We start from the raw sequence: 15,877 nt of genomic DNA, 5'->3' as shown, positions 1-15,877 counted from the left end.
TGTGATCGCACCGTGCCATTCCGTCCAGTCTCGCCCGTCGTTCACCGCATCGTCGTGGCGTTCGCGCTGCTGGTGGTGCCGTCCTCGCTGCTCAGCGTGCATTTCCTGATCGCGGATGAGTTCGAGGAGGTGACCGATTACGTCGCCACGGCAGAGCGCACGGTGGAAACCCGCGACCAGCTTGCCCAATTGCTCGCGCTGCATCTCGACGTGGAGACCGGGATCCGGGGTTATGTGCTGACCGGCAATCCCGATTTCCTGGAACCCTATCTGGGCGCGCTGCCCCATCGCGACGCGCGCTTCGCGCAGCTGAGGGAGGGGGCGGACGAGCGGCGGCTGGCACAGATCGACCGGCTGCTCGACCTGTCCGACGCCAAGCTCGCCAATGCCGCGGTCAACATGCAGGACGTGCGTGCCGGGCGGGCCGACCGTGCGCGCGAGAGGATCGCGACCGCGCGCGGGCGGCATATCATGGATTCGATCCGCGCCTCGATCGCGCGGATGGATGCAGAGGAAGCCGCGAGACTATCGCAGCTGACCCGCGCCGGAACCGCTTCGCGAAAGGGGGTCGAGACTGCGATCACCCTGCTGCTGGTCGGGGTCGCGCTGTTGCTGGCGTTTGTCACCTTGCTGGTCAGCGAATCCTTCCGCTACCGCCGCCGGGCGCTTGGCAGGGTCGAGCTGCTTGCCAGGCGGCAGATGGCGATGTTCGACGGGGCGGTCGACGGCATGCTGTGGCTGGACGGGGAAGGGCGCATCCTGCGGATCAACCCCAGTATCAGCCGCATGTTCGGCTATGGCCGCGACGAGCTGTTCGGTCGGCACAACCTGATCCTGATGGAGCACGACTATACGCTGGCGGAATCGCGGGCCTGGCTGGCGACGGTCGGCGTGGCGGGTGCCGATGGCGCGGGACGGCGGCAGGAATTCGTCGGTCGACGCTCCGACGGTGAGATATTCGAGACCGAGGTGGCCATCAGCCGCGTCGAGGGCGGGGACGAGGACGAGCATGCACCGCGCTTCATCGCCTCGATCCGCGACATCTCTCACCGCAAGCGGGCAGAGCGGATGAAGACCGAATTCGTTTCGACCGTCAGCCACGAACTGCGCACGCCGCTGACCTCGATCGGCGGGTCGCTGGGCCTGGTGATGGGCGGCGCGGCGGGACCGCTTGAGGACAGGACCCGCCGCCTGATCGGCATCGCCCATGCCAATTGCGAGCGGCTGGTAAGGCTGATCAACGACATCCTCGACATCGACAAGATCGAATCGGGCAAGATGGAATTCGACACGCGCCGCATGCATGTCGGCCCGCTGGTACGCCGCACGCAGGAGGCGATTACCAGCTTTGCCGAACAGCACGGCGTGAACCTGAAGGTGGTGCTGCCGCCCTGGCCGCAGTGCATCACGGGCGATCCGGACCGGCTGGAGCAATTGCTGACCAATCTTGTATCGAACGCGATCAAGCATTCGCCTGCCGGAGAGACGGTGCTGATCAGTTGCATCCAGCAGGGCCGTCATGCCCGGATCGAGGTGTCGGACCGCGGCATGGGGGTTCCGGCCGATTTCCGCACGCGCATCTTCACCAAGTTCGCGATGGCCGACGCGTCCGACAGCCGCGCCAAGGGCGGGACCGGGCTGGGCCTGTCTATCGCGCGCGAGATTGCGCGGCTGCACGGCGGCGACATCGGCTTTGCCGACCGCGATGGCGGCGGGGCCGTCTTCCACTTCCACATCCCGCTGGTGAAGGACCGGTCGCTGTCCGAACGCTCGGCGGGCGACAGGCGGCTGCCGCTGGTGCTGCACCTCGACGACGATGCCGATACGCTGAGCGTCGTCGCCAGCGCCTTTGCGGGCAAGGCGCGCGCGATGCCGGTGTCCACCGTGGCCGAGGCGCGGGCCGCGCTGGCAAGGCACAAGCCCGCTGCCGTCATCATCGACATCTCGCTGGTGGCGGAGGACGGGCTGCATCTTGCCGCCGCCTTGCGCCGTGAATATCCGGCGTTGCCGCTGGTACTGTTCACCGCGGTCGAGGATAATCGCGACACCAGCATGGCCGACCGCCTGCTGGTCAAGAGCCGCGCTTCGGTCGAGGATCTGGTGGACACCACCATGGCGCTGGTCGCTCGCCGCGCGAAAAAGGCTGCCTGATGCGCGTGCTCTATATCGATGACGAAAGCGACATCCGCGAAATTGCCGAGATCGCGCTGGGCCTCGATCCCGAAATGGAGATCCGTACCGCGGCATCGGCGGCGGATGCGCTGGCTGTGATGGAGGAATGGCTGCCCGACCTTGCCCTGCTCGACGTGATGATGCCGCACATAGACGGGCCGGCGCTGCTTTCGCGGTTGCGGACGATGGATCGCTACAGGACGCTGCCGGTGATCTTCATCACGGCGCGCGCCCAGCGCAGCGAATTGCACAATTTTGCGACGATGGATGCGATCGGCGTGATCGCCAAGCCCTTCGATCCGATGACCCTGGCCGCGCGCGTGCGCGAGATTGCCGGGTGAGCGAGACTTTGCAGGCCCGCATGACGCAGCTGGCGGCGCGGTTCGCGGCCAGCGCGGGCGAATACCGCCGCGCGGTCGCCCAGGCCGTGGCAGACGCCGATCGTCCCGCCATCGTCCTCCATGCCCACCGCCTGGCCGGCATCGCCCCGATGCTGGGGCATCCCGCCATCGGCGATGCTGCGGCCCGGCTGGAGGAAAGCGCCGAGGCGGGCGATTACGCGGCGGATGCGGCCATGCTCGACCTTTTGCTGGCGCGGCTGGACGGCTAGGCGGCCGCGAAACCCTTGCGCGTCATCGCGCCCCAGCCCTGCTGCTTGCGCATGAACTGCCACCATCCCTGCAGGCGCCAGATATTCGACAGCTGGCGATAGCCGAAGTTCTCGGCCACCGCGATCACGGCCAGTATCGCCAGCTCGCGCGCCTTGGGGAAGCGGCGCAGCTGGATTTCTTCCAGCACCAGCGTGGCGACCGACAGGAACACGCCCAGCATGAAGGTCACCGCCAGGAACGCAAGCAACCACGGCAGCGCCAGCAGCCCCAGCCCCCAAAGCAGCGGTACCAGCACATAGCCCAGCACTTCCAGCAGCGGGCCCAGTACGTCGACCAGCAGGATGTGGCCGAAGCCCACCATGCCGATCCGGCCATAGAGCGGGTTGAACAGCATCACCCGGTGCTTGGCGAAACATTCCAGCGCCCCGCGCTGCCAGCGTGCGCGCTGGCGGCCCAGCACGGCAAGGCTGTCGGGGCATTCGGTCCAGCAGACCGGTTCGGCCACGAACTCGATGCGATAATCCTGCTTCTGCTCGCGCATCAGGCGGTGCAGCTTGATGACCAGCTCCATGTCCTCGCCCACCGTGCCGTGGCTATAGCCGCCGACCTCGACCACGTGGCGGCGGCGGAAAAGGCCGAACGCGCCCGATATGACCGTCAGCGCCTGCATCTTGCCCAGCCCGACACGCGCCATCAGGAACGCGCGCAGATATTCGACGATCTGCACCAGCGCGAGGAAATTGCGCGGCAGCGCGATGGCGCTGATCCGGCCGGAATCCACCTTGCAGCCATTGGCGATGCGGATCGTGCCGCCCGCCGCGATGGTCAGTTCGGGCTCGTCCACGAAGGGGCGCACCACGCGCAGCAGCGCATCGGATTCCAGTACCGAGTCGGCATCGATCGCGCAGAACAGCGCGGTGCGGCTGCAATTGATGCCCGCGTTCAGCGCGTCGGCCTTGCCGCCGTTTTCCTTGTCCACCACCAGCAGCCGGGGAAAGCGCGGAGAGGCATAGAAACCGCGGATCGGCGCGTGATCGACGCTCCAGTCGACGAAGCGGTCCACCTGCGTCAGGCCGAATTCGCCGGTCATGCGCGCCAGCGTGCCGTCCTTCGACCCGTCGTTGATCACGATCACCTCGAAATCCGGATATTGCAGCGCCAGCAGGCTGCGCGTGCTCTCGACGATGGAAAGCTCTTCGTTATAAGCGGGGGCGAGGACCGAGATCGCGGGCGCCTGGTCCGAATAGCGGCGCCACAGGGTCGCGCTGCGATGAACGGGCGAACGCGTGCCCAGCGCCGCCGCGGCATAGAGCAGCAGCACGAAGCAGAACATCGTCTGCAGCAGGCCGGTGACGATCACGACCAGCGCGATCCCCTCGGCAGAGGCGACCATCCAGTCGGACGGATCGGCGAGGGCTAGGGCCGTCACGCGGCTTTCCCCTCGGCCAGCATTTTCGATGCCGCCGCGCTGACGACGGGATTGCGGCTTTCGCTTGCGGCGCGCAGCGTGGCGATGCCGCGCGGGCCCAGTCGCAGCAGCGCCTCGCTGACGCGGTAGCGCACCCAGAAATGGTCGTCGCACAGCATCGCGGCCAGCCGGTCGGCGGCCTGCGCCAGCCTGGCCCGGCCCGCCGCCTCGGCCGCAGCGGAGCGCACGATCCAGTTCGCGTCATGAAGCCCGGCGACGATCGCCTCGGCCCCGGCTGGGTGGCCGGTGCGGCCCAGGGCGCGAAACAGGCGGGGCTGCCATTCCGGATGCTGCGCGGTTTCGCGCACCATATAGGCGAGCAGCGGTGCATATTCGCCGCCGCGATCCGACAAAGCCTCGAGCGCCGCGAATTTCACGCGGTGCGACAGGTTATCGTCGAACATCAGGCTGGCGACCGCTTCGGAATCGGCGTCGGCCAGGTCTCGCATCAGCGAGACGAGCAGCAGCGAATGCTCCTCCTCGCCCGCCTTGAGCTTGCCCACGACGGTCAGCGGATCGGGCGACGTGCCGCATTGCGCCAATGCCAGCGCTGCGCCAAGGCGGACATCGGGATTGCAGTCGTCGAGCGCGACCATGCTGTAATCATGGCCGCCGGGAAACTGTGCCAGCGCTTCCACCGCGTGCAGCCTCACCTGCGGCGACCACGAACGCAGGCGGCGCAGCAGCAGGTCGGTCACGCCCAGCGCCGCCGCGCGGGCCAGCAGGGCATCGCGTTCGCTGCCGCGCGTCATCTCGGCCAGTTCGCCGGTAAGGTCGGCGGCAACTGCCAGATCGGTACCGTACAATCGCTGCAGATGGTCGGGATCGCCGCCCAGCATCACCGGCAGCAGGCGGCGGCGCGCATCCTCGCGCCGTCCGGTAAAGCGCCCCGCCGCCACGCGCGCCGCCAGCAGCGCGAGCACCGCCAGCACTGCCAGCACGCACAAGGCAAGGGACAGGTACCACAGGGTCAGCAGCGCCGTCACAGCAGCAGCTTCAGTCCGATGCGGGCTTCGCTGCGGTCTGCGCCGATGCCGCTCCATTCACGTCCCGCGCTGCCGAGCAGCGAGACATCGCCGCCCAGCGCGACTTCGCCGCCGAAGAACAGGCTGGTCGTCTGGCGCACGATGCCGAGGTCGGTTTCCGGCCCAGACGCAGCGCCCGCGAAGAACCGCGTGCGGTCGCCGGCGAAATAATCGCCCCGCACGCTGGCACCTACCAGCACGTCGCGCCGGCTTGCCGCCGCGGCGCTTGCCTGCAGGGTGACGGAATATTGGCCGCCGCCGAGATATTGGGTGAAGCCGGGCCGCAGGGTCCAGATGGTCTGCGCGGGAAACTGCTGCCAGCCGGCGTCGATGCTCGCGACGCTATGGTGCGCGAAGCGATAGTCGAGGCCCGCGCTCGCCCCGACCTCGGGCCGGAAATCGGCGTCGGGCGCAAAGGAACCTCCGACCCTGAGCCACAGATCCTGTCCCGCGCGGTGCGTCAGCAATGCGCCGAACTCGCTGTCGCGAATGCCGAAGCGTTCGTACCAGTTGCCGCGCAGGTCGAGCGTGCTGCGCTCTCCAGCGGTTAGCGAGGCGGCGAGGCCCAGCTCGTGCCAGTCACGCTGACCGCGGTCGAGATCGCTGAGGGCGCCTTCGGCCAGGATGAAGCTGCGGCGCGCGGCAGTGCCATTGGACCGGCGCGCGGCGGCTAGCGCCATGCCCTCGCGGGCATCGGCGTAATCGGGGGCGAGGGATAACGTGTCGGCAAAGGCCTGCTCCGCCCGGTCGTATTCGCCAAGCGCCAGCAGGGCATAGCCGTACTGAACCAGCGCGTCGGCATCGCCGGGATGCGCGGCCAGCCAGGGTTGCAGCAGCGAGATGGCCCGCGCCGGATCGCCCGCCAGCCGCGCGGCCACGGCGCGGTCGTACACGCTGTCCTGCGCGAGGGCGGGGGCGGCCTGGACCGCAAGCGCAGCGACGGCCGCCATCACGGCGGCGAGGGGGCGGCGCATCAGCCGTTCTTCAACAGCCGGGCGAGTCGGGCCAGCAGTTCCTCTGGCATGAAGGGTTTGACGAGGTAGTCGTTCGCACCGATCTCCAGCGCGCCGACGATGTCCTTTTCGGCGCGGCGGGCGGTCAGCATGATGACGGGCGTATTGGCATGGCGGGCGGAGGCGCGCATGCGGCGCAGAACCTCGAACCCGTCATGCACCGGCATCATCGCATCGAGCACAACCGCATCGGGATCCGAATCCTCCAGCCTTGCCAACGCCTCGCGCCCGTCGTTCGCGGTTACCGGGCGGTAATCGCGCTGCGAAAGACGGAATTCGAGGAGGTCGCGCATGAGCGGTTCGTCGTCGGCGACAAGGATGGTCTGCATCAGGAAAGGGCCAGTAGTTGCATGGCCCCAACTAGCGAATCCGTGGTGAAAGAATGGTTAAGCCGCTACCCCGCAAAGCGATGCTTCGCGCGGCGTTCGTGGCGGTGCGATCAGGCCCCGGAAGCCGCGGATGACTGTTCCTTGTCGGCCGACCCGATGCGTGAATGGACGAACGATCCGATCGCGCAGGCCACTGCGTTTTCAGCCTGCCGGGGCTGGGTGCATCCGGCGATGCTGACTTCCACGCGGTACTTGCCGATATCGCTGGTGCGGAAGCGCAGCCGGCTTTGCGGGGGCGGACCGCCGGTACCGGGCACGGCGCGCTGCCCGGCCCCTTCCAGCGCGCGGGCGGCGACATCCTCAAGCTGCTGCCGCAGGGCGAAGATGTCGACGTCGGGATCGAAGGTCATGGTGAAGCTGTGGGTCAGCCCGATCGCGGCATGCGGCAGCACCTTGGCGGGCGAGGAGAACAGCAGGCTGTAGGGCAGGATCAGCGTCCGCCCCGTGGGCGCGATCGATCCGTCGCGCTCGTCGAATTCCCTCAGCCGCAGGGCCAGCAGGTAGAGATCGACGACCTCGCCCTTGGACGATCCGATCTCGACGATGTCTCCCACCGAAAAGGCGCGGGTGAAGGTCCGGAACGCCGCGCCGGAAAAGCACAGGATCAGTTCCTTGGTCGCCACCACGATCGCCACCGCAACGGCGGTCAGCGACAGCGCGAAGGTCCGCAATTGCGGGGCCCAGATCATGATCAGGCCGATCACCGCGACCAGCACCAGCACGTTGCGCACATTGGCCGACCAGCGCCGGGCCACGGTCTCGGTCAGATTGTCGCGCCGCCGCAGCGCGCGGCCCGCGATCACCCGCACCGCCATCAGGGTCAGGATCAGCGCGAGCGAGGCGATCGTGTCGGAGGTGTAGAAACCGGGCGGAAGCTGGAACTGCATCTGCTCTCCGAAAGGAATGCGGTTGAAACGGGCGAGGCACAATCCTCGCCGCCGCGCTCAGTGCTGCGTTGCGGGTCGGTTGTAAACCTTCGGCAGCGCGCCGGGACGGCGGGGCCTAGTCCGCCGCGGTTCGCCTTTCCCTGGCCCATGCGATCAGGACCGTGGCAACGAGGGGCCCGATCCAGTCGAGCCATTGGTCGAGCGTAGTCCACACCCGAAGGTCCAGCGGGCCCCACCACGGCATGTTGGATCGCAGCCCGCCGCCATATAGTTCGATCCAGCGATATTCGGCCTGCGCGATTTCACGCCCGAAGAAATAGGCCGAGGCGAGGGCCGCGCCCAGCCACCAGTTGCCGGTAAGCCGCGCCATGACGAACTGCACGATCAAGGCGATGACCAGATGTTCAAGCAATCCCATGGCTCATTCATCGCGGTCCTGGCGTTGCAGGGCAAGAGCGCAGGCGCGTCGCCAAATCAGCCCGGCAGGCCTGCCGTCTGCCGCAAGGCCTCGCCCAGCGCCAGGGCCGCCGTGGTCGCAAGGTTCATCGACCGCACCTCGGCGCGCATCGGGATGCGGATGCGCGCATCGCAGGCCTCGGCCACGGATGGCGGGACACCTGCGCTTTCCTTGCCGAACAGCAACACGTCGTCGGGGCGAAACCGGAAGTCGTAGGCGGATTCGCGGGTTTTGGTCGTGAACAGCACCAGCCTCTGCCTGCCGAGCGATGCCCTGAAGGGTTCGAAACCGGCGTGCCGCGTGAATTCGACATGGTCGATGTAATCCATGGCCGTGCGCCGTACCCGCCGATCGTCCCACGCGAAGCCCATCGGCTCTATCAGGTCCACCGGTGTCCCAAGGCAGGCGCATAGGCGCAGGACCGCGCCGACATTCCCGGCAATCTCGGGTTCGAAGAGGGCTATTCGCATCGCACGCGATTGCCGCGTCCCGCGCGCCGGCGCAAGCACCCGGACGAACGAAGCGCCGGCTAATCCCGCCCAGCGTCTCGGCGCAGGTAGAGCGTCTGCGTCGGATAGGCGATCGACAGCCCGGCCTCTTCCAGCTTCTCGAAGATCGTCATCAGCAGGTCCTGCCGGTGATCGAGGCTTTCGACATAATCCGACACCTCGATATAGGCGAAGACCTCGATGTCGAGCGAGCTTGCGCCGAACTTGTCCAGCCGGGCGCGGCGCGGATCCTCGGCGACCAGCGGGTGCTGGGCCAGCACGTCCTCTATGATCGCAAGGGCCTGCCGCAATTGCGCGGCGGTGATGCCGTATTCCAGCCCGATGACCGGCCTGAACAGGAAGCGGTCGCGCTGCGAATAATTCTCGATCTGGAGGGAGGAGAAATCGCCATTGGGGATCGTCACGATCGTGCGTTCCAGCGTGCGGATGCGGGTCGAGCGTATGCCGATGTCCTCCACCGTGCCAAGCACGTCGCCTACCTGGCAGAAATCGCCGACCTGGATGGGCCGGTCCGCCACCACGGTGACGCTGCCGACCAGGTTCTCGATCGTCTTCTGCGCGCCCAGCGCCAGCGCGATGCCGCCGATGCCCAGCGCCGCCAGCCCGGTGGTGATATTGATGCCCACCGTGTCGAGGATCGCCACCACCGCGATCGCGATGATCATCAGCTTGCTTGCCCGCCGGGCCAGGCTGACCGCCGATGCCGCCTGGCGCCGCTCGCGCGCGTCCAGCCTGCTGGTCAGCTTGCGCGCGATGGCATCGACCAGCCGGATCGCGAACCACGCCAGCGCAAGCCAGGCAAGGATGCCGATATAGCGCAGCATGACCTGGCGGGCGACGATCGCGACCGGTGCCTCGCTGCCCCACACCCTGAACGACACGACCGCAAGCAACAGGCTGAACGGGGGCAGAGCCGCATAGAGGAAGCGGTAGAGGCTGTTATCCTCGGGATCCGAGACCATGCGGCGCAGCGCCCACAGGATCGCGGCGGACAGCAGGTAGAACAGCAAGAACACCGCCAGCAGCAGCCCGAACAGCTTGGCCCAGTCGGTCAGCGGCGCACCGGCGATCAGCAGATTGCCTTGGGGCAGGGGCTCTGTGAGCTGGCCGGCCCCTTCAAGGTCGGCTATCGTCTCTTCGGAGATGCGCCATACGCCTTGCGGTTCGGGCGCGGGTTCGGGTTCTGCTTCCCCTGCGGTCGATGGCTGCGACCGGGACAGCAGGATCGGTACCTGCTCGGTGCCGCCCAGCGTGCCGATCCGTTCCAGATCGGGTGCCAGCCCGTCCTGGATCGCGCCCGCCGGTTCGTTCGACAGTTCCGCGAACGGCACCAGCTGTCCCCCGGCGTCTAGCGAGGCCTGCAGCGCGCGCGCCAGCCGGGCGCCTTCTGCGGGGTCGTCATCGTCGAGTGCGAAATAATTGCCCGCAAGATCGTAATCCTGCTTGGCCAGGGCGCTGATGAGGGCGGTTACCGCCGAGCGCGGCGTCTCCCGCTCCAGCGGGTCGGCGGTTTCGGCGGCAGTATCGGGCGCTTCGGGCACCCGGAACTGGGCAAGCGCCTGCGAGGGCGCAGCCATGAGCAGTCCCAGCAGAACGAGGATCGCGGTCAGCAAGCGTATGGCCATCTGGGCTAGGTGGTCGGCCTTCGAATGCTGCGGATGCCACCGTCGCGACACCGGCATCCTGCCACGCAGCATTGGGGGCTGGCCGTCACCGTTTCTCCATTTCTTTTCTATCTCGACATACCGGCACCGCCTGCGCCGCTGCCACCCGATTGTCAAATGGCGAGCCGGTCGACCGGGCATCACGATCGCCGATCCGTGGCTTCGCCGGATTGCTGCAGGATGCTGCCCACGCATTTTGCAGCATCGACGGGGCCGCGCGGTCAGTTTGAGTTTTAGACAGGGCGAAGGCCGGTTGGCAGCAAGGATGCCTCCAGATTGTTCAGTTCGCTCCGCTACGTTGAGAGGCCCCAAAAACCGGCCTCGACGATTTCGGCGACCGCCGGTTCGAACGACCGATGCCCTGGCGCCAGGGCAGTCGAGCCCCGAGGCGCGCTTCAGGCATGACCGCTGCGCAGCGCCCTGGCCCAGTCGGCACGGCCGTTTTCCTCGGCATAGCGGGCCGTTCGTTCCCAGTCATAGCGCACGAGGTGGAAGCTTACCTGCCAGCCGCCGCGCTCCCTGGTCACCGTCGCATAGCGGGCATGCGGCGATCCATTCTCGATCGCGTGGGGGAAGGGGTGGATGTCGTCATAGGCGGGCAGGCCTACGCTGCCGGGATTGACGATCAGCCGCCCGTCGGCAAGCTGCGCCGCGCGCGGAACATGGGTATGGCCGCACAGGATCAGCTCTGCGCGGGCATCGCCGGCCCGCTGCGTGACTTCCTGCGGCATTGCTGCCCGCACGCCGGTCGGCGTGACGGTCTCGAGGAAATAGTCGAGGTCGCTGGCCAGCGTGCCATGCACCAGCAGAACATCGTCCGAAAGCCGCAGGGTCGGCGGCGGGCCAGCCAGCCATGCCAGATGGTCCTGTCCAGGCGACATTCTGGAATGGCGGTCCGACGGCCCCATGCGGGCCACATCGCCGTCCAGGACCTGGCGCTCGTGATTGCCGCGGATCGTCGGCAGGTCCAGCGCCATCAGGCGGTCCGCCGTCTCGGCCGGCCAGAGCGCGCCCGAACAGATATCGCCCAGATTGACGATCCGGTCGGGCGCGAAACCCGCAGCGTGCGCCAGCACGGCTTCGAGCGCGGCAATGTTGCCGTGTATGTCGGAGGGTACTGCGATCTTCATCGCCCTCTTTCCAGGGCGATTGCCGGGACCGGTTAAGCCCTTTCCGCCGCGCCGATCAGGCGCAGCGCTGCTGCGGAAGCGTATCCAGCAGCGGCGCGGTGGGGATCGTGCCGCGCAGCAGGGCGGGGATATTCTGCATTTCCACCCCCTGGCTGAAGAAGAAGCCCTGGATGCTGGGACAGCGGTTCAGGCGCAGATGCTCGAGCTGGGCGGCGGTTTCGACACCCTCGGCCACGCAGTCCAGGTTGAGCTGGCGGGCAAGGTCGAGGATGCTGTTCACGATGGCCGCCGTGCTGGAATCGTTGATCAGGTCGCGCACGAACGATCGGTCGATCTTGATCCGGTCCAGCGGAAAGCGGCTCAGATAGCCGAGCGCCGACCAGCCGGTGCCGAAATCGTCGAGCGAGAGCATGACGCCCAGCGCCTTCAATTCGCGCATGATGCGAAGCGTCGCCTCGGTATCGTCGAGGGTCAGGCTTTCGGTCAGCTCAAGCTCAAGCCATTCGGCCGCGAGGCCCGATTCCAGCAGCGCTTCCCTGACCGCCAGCACGATGTCGCCGCGATAGAACTGCTGGGCGGACAGGTTGACGCCGATCCGGACCGGGGGATGCCCCTGCGCCTGCCACGCCGCGTTCTGCAGGCATGCCTGCTTCAGCACCCAGCGTCCCACCTCGACCATCTTGCCGTGTTCCTCGAGCAGGGGGATGAACAGGCCGGGCGCGATCAGGCCCTGGACCGGGTGGTGCCAGCGGAGCAATGTCTCGAGCCCGATGACCCCGCCAGTCTCTACCGAGATCTGCGGCTGGTAGTGCAGCACGAACTCATTGCGCTCACACGCGCCGTGCAGATCGTTCGACAGCGTGTGCCAGCGGTCCGCCGCCATGCTGAGATCCGCGCTGAACAGGCGATGATTGCCGCGGCCCCGCTTCTTGGCCTGGTACATGGCGGTGTCGGCAGCCTGCAGCAGTGCCGCCGGGCTGTCCCCGTCGCCGGGATAGAGGCAGATGCCGATGCTCGCCCCCGCGTGGAGGCGGCGGCCCTGGACGAAGAAGGGTTCGAGCAGATTGTCGGAAATGCGCCGTGCCAGCTGCTCCGCATCATGCGGGCCGCGTACGCCGGTTGCGACGACGACGAACTCGTCGCCGCCCAGACGCGCGGCGATGTCGCCTTCGGTCAGCACGGAACGGAGGCGGCGGGCGACCTGTTCGAGCAGTTCGTCGCCGATGAAGTGGCCCAGGCTGTCGTTGATATGCTTGAAATGGTCGAGGTCGAGCAGCAGCAGCCCGATCTGCTCGTGATGGCTGCGCGCGTGGCCGATCGCCTGCTGCAAGCGGTCCATCAGCATGGTGCGGTTGGGCAGACCGGTCAACGAATCGTGCAGCGCCAGATAGCGCACCCGCGCCTCCGCCTCCTTGCGGACACGGATGTCGCGCAGGGTGCACTGGGCAAGCAGCCGGCCACCGGCTTCATAGGTATTTCCGATCACCTCGGCATGGACCGGCTCGCCGTCGGATTGCCGCCAGGACCATTCGGGCCATTTCATCTGCCGCTCCTCGCGCAGGGCGGCCAGGACTTCCTGCGCGCTCAGCCTTTCGGAAAAGCAGGCGAGGTCGGCGAAAGGCAGGGCGCTGCGATCGCGGGACAGGCCGAGAAGCTCGGCGCATTTCTCGTTGGCGTCGACGACCATCGCGTCCGCGCAGTCGATGACAAGGATCGCGTCGCCTGCGGATTCGAACAGGCGGCGATGCCTGATCTCGGATTCGCGCAGCAGGCGTTCGGCAGAGCGGCGGGCTTCCACCTCGGCCTCGAGCGCGCGGCTGCGCGCTTCCAGATCGGCCGTGGCCTTGCGCAGCGCCAGATGCGTCTGGACGCGGGCGAGCAGTTCCTCGATCTGAAAGGGCTTGCTGACGAAATCGACGCCGCCCGCCGCGAACGCGGTGACCTTGTCCTGCACGTCGGCAAGGGCGGTCATGAAGATCACGGGAATGTCGCGATATTGCGGATCGCCGTGCAGATTGCGGCAGACGTCGAACCCGTTCATGTCGGGCATCATGACGTCGAGCAGGATGAGGTCGGGATCGGCGAACCGCACCCGGTCGAGCGCTTCGAGCCCGCCCAGCGCGACAAGCACGTCGTATCCCGCCTGTTCAAGGTGATCGACCACGACGCCCAGGTTTACCGGATTGTCGTCGACGATCAGGATGGTCTGCCGGCCCGGCCCGGTCTCGTTCGTCACGCCGCTTGTCTCCCGTAGATGTTCTGTTCCACCAGCCTTAGGACGGCGGGGGATTGATAGGCCGCGGCAAGCTCGCACAGCCGCTCGGCGAAGGGTGCGAATTGCGGGTCGCGCTTGGCGATCTCCATCGCCTCGACGCGCACGCCGCGCATGTTTCCCGCCCGCGCCAGGATCAGCAATTGCTGCATCTGCTGGATCGGCGGGATGGCGAATTCGGCTGCGCCGCCGGGCCCCTCGACCGGAGCGGCAGGCTGCGCCGCGCAGGCGGCAAGGCATTCGGCCAGCGTTTCGATATCGACCGGCTTGGCCAGCAGGCGAACCGCGCCCGCTGCCAGCGCATCGGCCTCGTTGGTGGTGTCGGTCGCGCCGGACATCGCCACGATGGGCACTTCGCGCAGCACGCAGCTCATCTTCATCTTCCGGATCGCGTCCAGACCGTTCATGCCCGGCATCTTCAGATCCATGAGCACGAGGTCGGGCCGGGCCCGACCGCATGATTCCAGCGCGCTCGCCCCGTCCTCTGCCGTCGAGGCGGAGACGCCCAGGCTGGACAGGGCCTGGACCAGATATTCGCAGGTCGCGCGGTCGTCATCGACCACCAGCACGCGGAACAGGTCGGGCAGGGGCGGGTGCTCGCTCTCGTCTTCGTCCCCGGCTTCTGCCGCGGCGTGGGCGCAAACGATCTCGACAGTGAAGCGCGATCCCTGGCCGACGGTACTGTCCACGGCAATGTCGCCGTCCATCGCATGGACCAGCTGTCGCGTGATGCTGAGGCCAAGGCCCGTCCCGCCGCTGCGATCGATGGCGGTGCCAGCCTGCTCGAACGGTTCGAACAAACGCGCGATCTGGTCCTGCTGGATACCGTCGCCGCTGTCGGACACCTCGAGCCGGACGCGAATCCGCTCGCCGCCGCAGGGCTCTGCCGAGACGGCCAGCCGAACCTCTCCTTTGGTGGTGAACTTGACGGCATTGCCCAGCAGGTTGAGCAGGATCTGGCGGATCCGCTTGTCGTCGCCGACAAGCTGGCGCGGCAGGTCCTCCGCCAGCTCCACGGTGAATTTCAGGCCCTTCTCCTCCGTTCGGAGGCGGATCATGTTGGCGACATTGCCGACGCAGCCATGCAGGTCGAACGGCGCGGGCAGCAGGTCGAGCCGGCCCGCCTCGATCTTCGAGAGGTCGAGGATGTCGGTGATGAGCGTCAGCAGGTGCCGCCCGCTCTGGTCGATGGTCTGCACCGCCGCCTTCTGCCGTTCGGTCAATGCCTCTCGGTCCAGCAGCTGGGCATAGCCCAGGATGGCGTTCAGCGGCGTGCGCAGCTCGTGGCTCATGTTGGCGAGGAACTGCGACTTCGCGGCGCTGGCCGTCTCGGCCGCGGAACGCGCCTGGGAAAGGGCCATGCTCTCGCGCGTCTGGGCGCGGTGGCGGATCTCGTAGCCGCGCTTTACCGAGACGAAGCGGTAGAGCAGGAAGAAGCCGGTCAGGACCAGCCAGATTCCCAGGATCAGCAGGTACCACTGCGCCGAAGTCAGCACGATGCCGCTGAAGACGATGGACTCGATCTCGACTTCGAACTTGCCGGGTGCGACATTGCCGCCGGACACGAAATCCACGGCGACGACATGGCGCAGATCAGGGTCGAGCTCGCCGATGATGTCCTTGCGCTCGTCCATCCACCAGCGATCGACGAGCATCTGGTCGAGCATGAGTTCGACGGTGTTGAGCCCCTCTTTCACCTCGAACTCGGCGACGACGGGCATGGTGCTCTGGGCCAGGTTCTGCTTGCTGTAGGCCGGGTCGAAATTCTTTAGAGTCAGCTTCAGCCGTTTCGGCGCCCCGCGATAGCGAAGGACAAGCGTGACCCGGTCGTAGCGCGACAGGTCGATCGCCTTGCTCCCGTCCTCCGATCCTTCAAGCTGAAGTCCGTAGCCGCAATAGGGATACTGGACACCTGCCCTGACGTCGCAGGCCCAGGCCCAGTTGCCGTCGAGATCGGCCTGCGCCGTGCTGGCGCCGCCCTCGTCGCCGTCGCTGTAGCTGTAGGGGTAGTATTGAGCGGGCTGGCCGGTCATCGACAGCTGCTGTTCGCGGAGGGAATCGCCCCACAGCACTGCCGCGAAGGTGAGGATGACGACCACGAAGATCGCGACCTCGACCCTGAAGTTTTCGCTGCCGCGCAGCCAGCCGATCACCCCGGGTTCGGAAGTGGCGCAATCTTCGGCGTTCCCGCCCCCGCCCGCACGAGGGGGCGCAGGCTGGCCATGGCGAATTCGGGGAAGGTCGTCCTGTGGACGCACGCTGAAGCACTCCGAGATCAAA

Annotated in this window: 14 protein-coding genes; 3 read left to right on the top strand and 11 right to left on the bottom strand. The window is 67.1% G+C overall.

The annotated features are described in order from the left end of the window. Positions 1–12: 12 nt before the first annotated feature. The 3 genes from A9D14_RS10940 to A9D14_RS10930 are packed head-to-tail and all read left to right on the top strand — an operon-like array spanning position 13 to position 2,782. The gene (locus tag A9D14_RS10940) at positions 13–2,151 is read left to right on the top strand and encodes an ATP-binding protein (RefSeq protein ID WP_198302007.1); all 2,139 of its coding nucleotides are present in this window, start codon (positions 13–15) and stop codon (positions 2,149–2,151) included. After that, positions 2,151–2,513, top strand: a complete 363-nt coding sequence (locus tag A9D14_RS10935) for a response regulator (RefSeq protein WP_066846331.1) — start codon at positions 2,151–2,153, stop codon at positions 2,511–2,513. Before A9D14_RS10940 ends, A9D14_RS10935 begins: the two co-directional genes overlap by 1 nt. Then, the gene (locus tag A9D14_RS10930; RefSeq protein ID WP_198302006.1) at positions 2,510–2,782 is read left to right on the top strand and encodes an Hpt domain-containing protein; all 273 of its coding nucleotides are present in this window, start codon (positions 2,510–2,512) and stop codon (positions 2,780–2,782) included. Before A9D14_RS10935 ends, A9D14_RS10930 begins: the two co-directional genes overlap by 4 nt. Here the strand turns inward: A9D14_RS10930 and A9D14_RS10925 are convergent. The 11 genes from A9D14_RS10925 to A9D14_RS10870 all read right to left on the bottom strand — a co-directional run bounded on the left by A9D14_RS10925 (position 2,779) and on the right by A9D14_RS10870 (position 15,855). Further along, positions 2,779–4,212, bottom strand: coding sequence for a glycosyltransferase family 2 protein (locus A9D14_RS10925; protein ID WP_198302005.1), 1,434 nt, complete (start codon positions 4,210–4,212; stop codon positions 2,779–2,781). The genes A9D14_RS10930 and A9D14_RS10925 overlap by 4 nt on opposite strands. Further along, the gene (locus tag A9D14_RS10920; protein WP_066846322.1) at positions 4,209–5,237 is read right to left on the bottom strand and encodes a HEAT repeat domain-containing protein; all 1,029 of its coding nucleotides are present in this window, start codon (positions 5,235–5,237) and stop codon (positions 4,209–4,211) included. Before A9D14_RS10920 ends, A9D14_RS10925 begins: the two co-directional genes overlap by 4 nt. After that, a complete protein-coding gene (locus tag A9D14_RS19485) occupies positions 5,234–6,250 on the bottom strand; it encodes a YaiO family outer membrane beta-barrel protein (RefSeq protein ID WP_066846315.1) in 1,017 nt (338 codons plus the stop codon). Before A9D14_RS19485 ends, A9D14_RS10920 begins: the two co-directional genes overlap by 4 nt. Continuing rightward, positions 6,250–6,618 carry a response regulator transcription factor gene (locus A9D14_RS10905; protein WP_066846312.1) on the bottom strand — a complete coding sequence of 123 codons (369 nt, stop codon included), beginning with the start codon at positions 6,616–6,618 and terminating at the stop codon, positions 6,250–6,252. The genes A9D14_RS19485 and A9D14_RS10905 overlap by 1 nt, the downstream gene beginning before the upstream one ends. 110 nt (positions 6,619–6,728) lie before the next feature. Continuing rightward, positions 6,729–7,565 (bottom strand): mechanosensitive ion channel family protein, encoded by an 837-nt coding sequence (locus A9D14_RS10900; protein WP_066846309.1) that lies wholly within the window; start codon positions 7,563–7,565, stop codon positions 6,729–6,731. Between the two features lie 115 nt (positions 7,566–7,680). Next, positions 7,681–7,983, bottom strand: coding sequence for a hypothetical protein (locus A9D14_RS10895; protein ID WP_066846306.1), 303 nt, complete (start codon positions 7,981–7,983; stop codon positions 7,681–7,683). Positions 7,984–8,039: 56 nt separating this feature from the next. Beyond that, on the bottom strand, positions 8,040–8,492 hold the full coding sequence (locus tag A9D14_RS10890) for a tRNA (cytidine(34)-2'-O)-methyltransferase (protein ID WP_066846304.1): 453 nt from the start codon (positions 8,490–8,492) through the stop codon (positions 8,040–8,042). A gap of 59 nt (positions 8,493–8,551) precedes the next feature. Then, on the bottom strand, positions 8,552–10,156 hold the full coding sequence (locus A9D14_RS10885; protein WP_087910499.1) for a mechanosensitive ion channel family protein: 1,605 nt from the start codon (positions 10,154–10,156) through the stop codon (positions 8,552–8,554). Positions 10,157–10,590: 434 nt separating this feature from the next. Beyond that, positions 10,591–11,325: a metallophosphoesterase family protein gene (locus tag A9D14_RS10880; protein WP_066846292.1), complete on the bottom strand. Its 735-nt coding sequence runs from the start codon at positions 11,323–11,325 to the stop codon at positions 10,591–10,593. 55 nt (positions 11,326–11,380) lie between these two features. Beyond that, positions 11,381–13,561 (bottom strand): putative bifunctional diguanylate cyclase/phosphodiesterase, encoded by a 2,181-nt coding sequence (locus A9D14_RS10875; protein WP_066846289.1) that lies wholly within the window; start codon positions 13,559–13,561, stop codon positions 11,381–11,383. Next, a complete protein-coding gene (locus tag A9D14_RS10870) occupies positions 13,558–15,855 on the bottom strand; it encodes an ATP-binding protein (RefSeq protein WP_232468505.1) in 2,298 nt (765 codons plus the stop codon). Before A9D14_RS10870 ends, A9D14_RS10875 begins: the two co-directional genes overlap by 4 nt. Between the last annotated feature and the right edge of the window lie 22 nt (positions 15,856–15,877).

Source organism: Croceicoccus marinus (assembly GCF_001661675.2).
GTDB classification, from domain to species: domain Bacteria; phylum Pseudomonadota; class Alphaproteobacteria; order Sphingomonadales; family Sphingomonadaceae; genus Croceicoccus; species Croceicoccus marinus.
The sequence above is the reverse complement of the archived record's forward strand: the minus strand, read 5'-3'. Positions and strand labels throughout refer to the sequence as shown.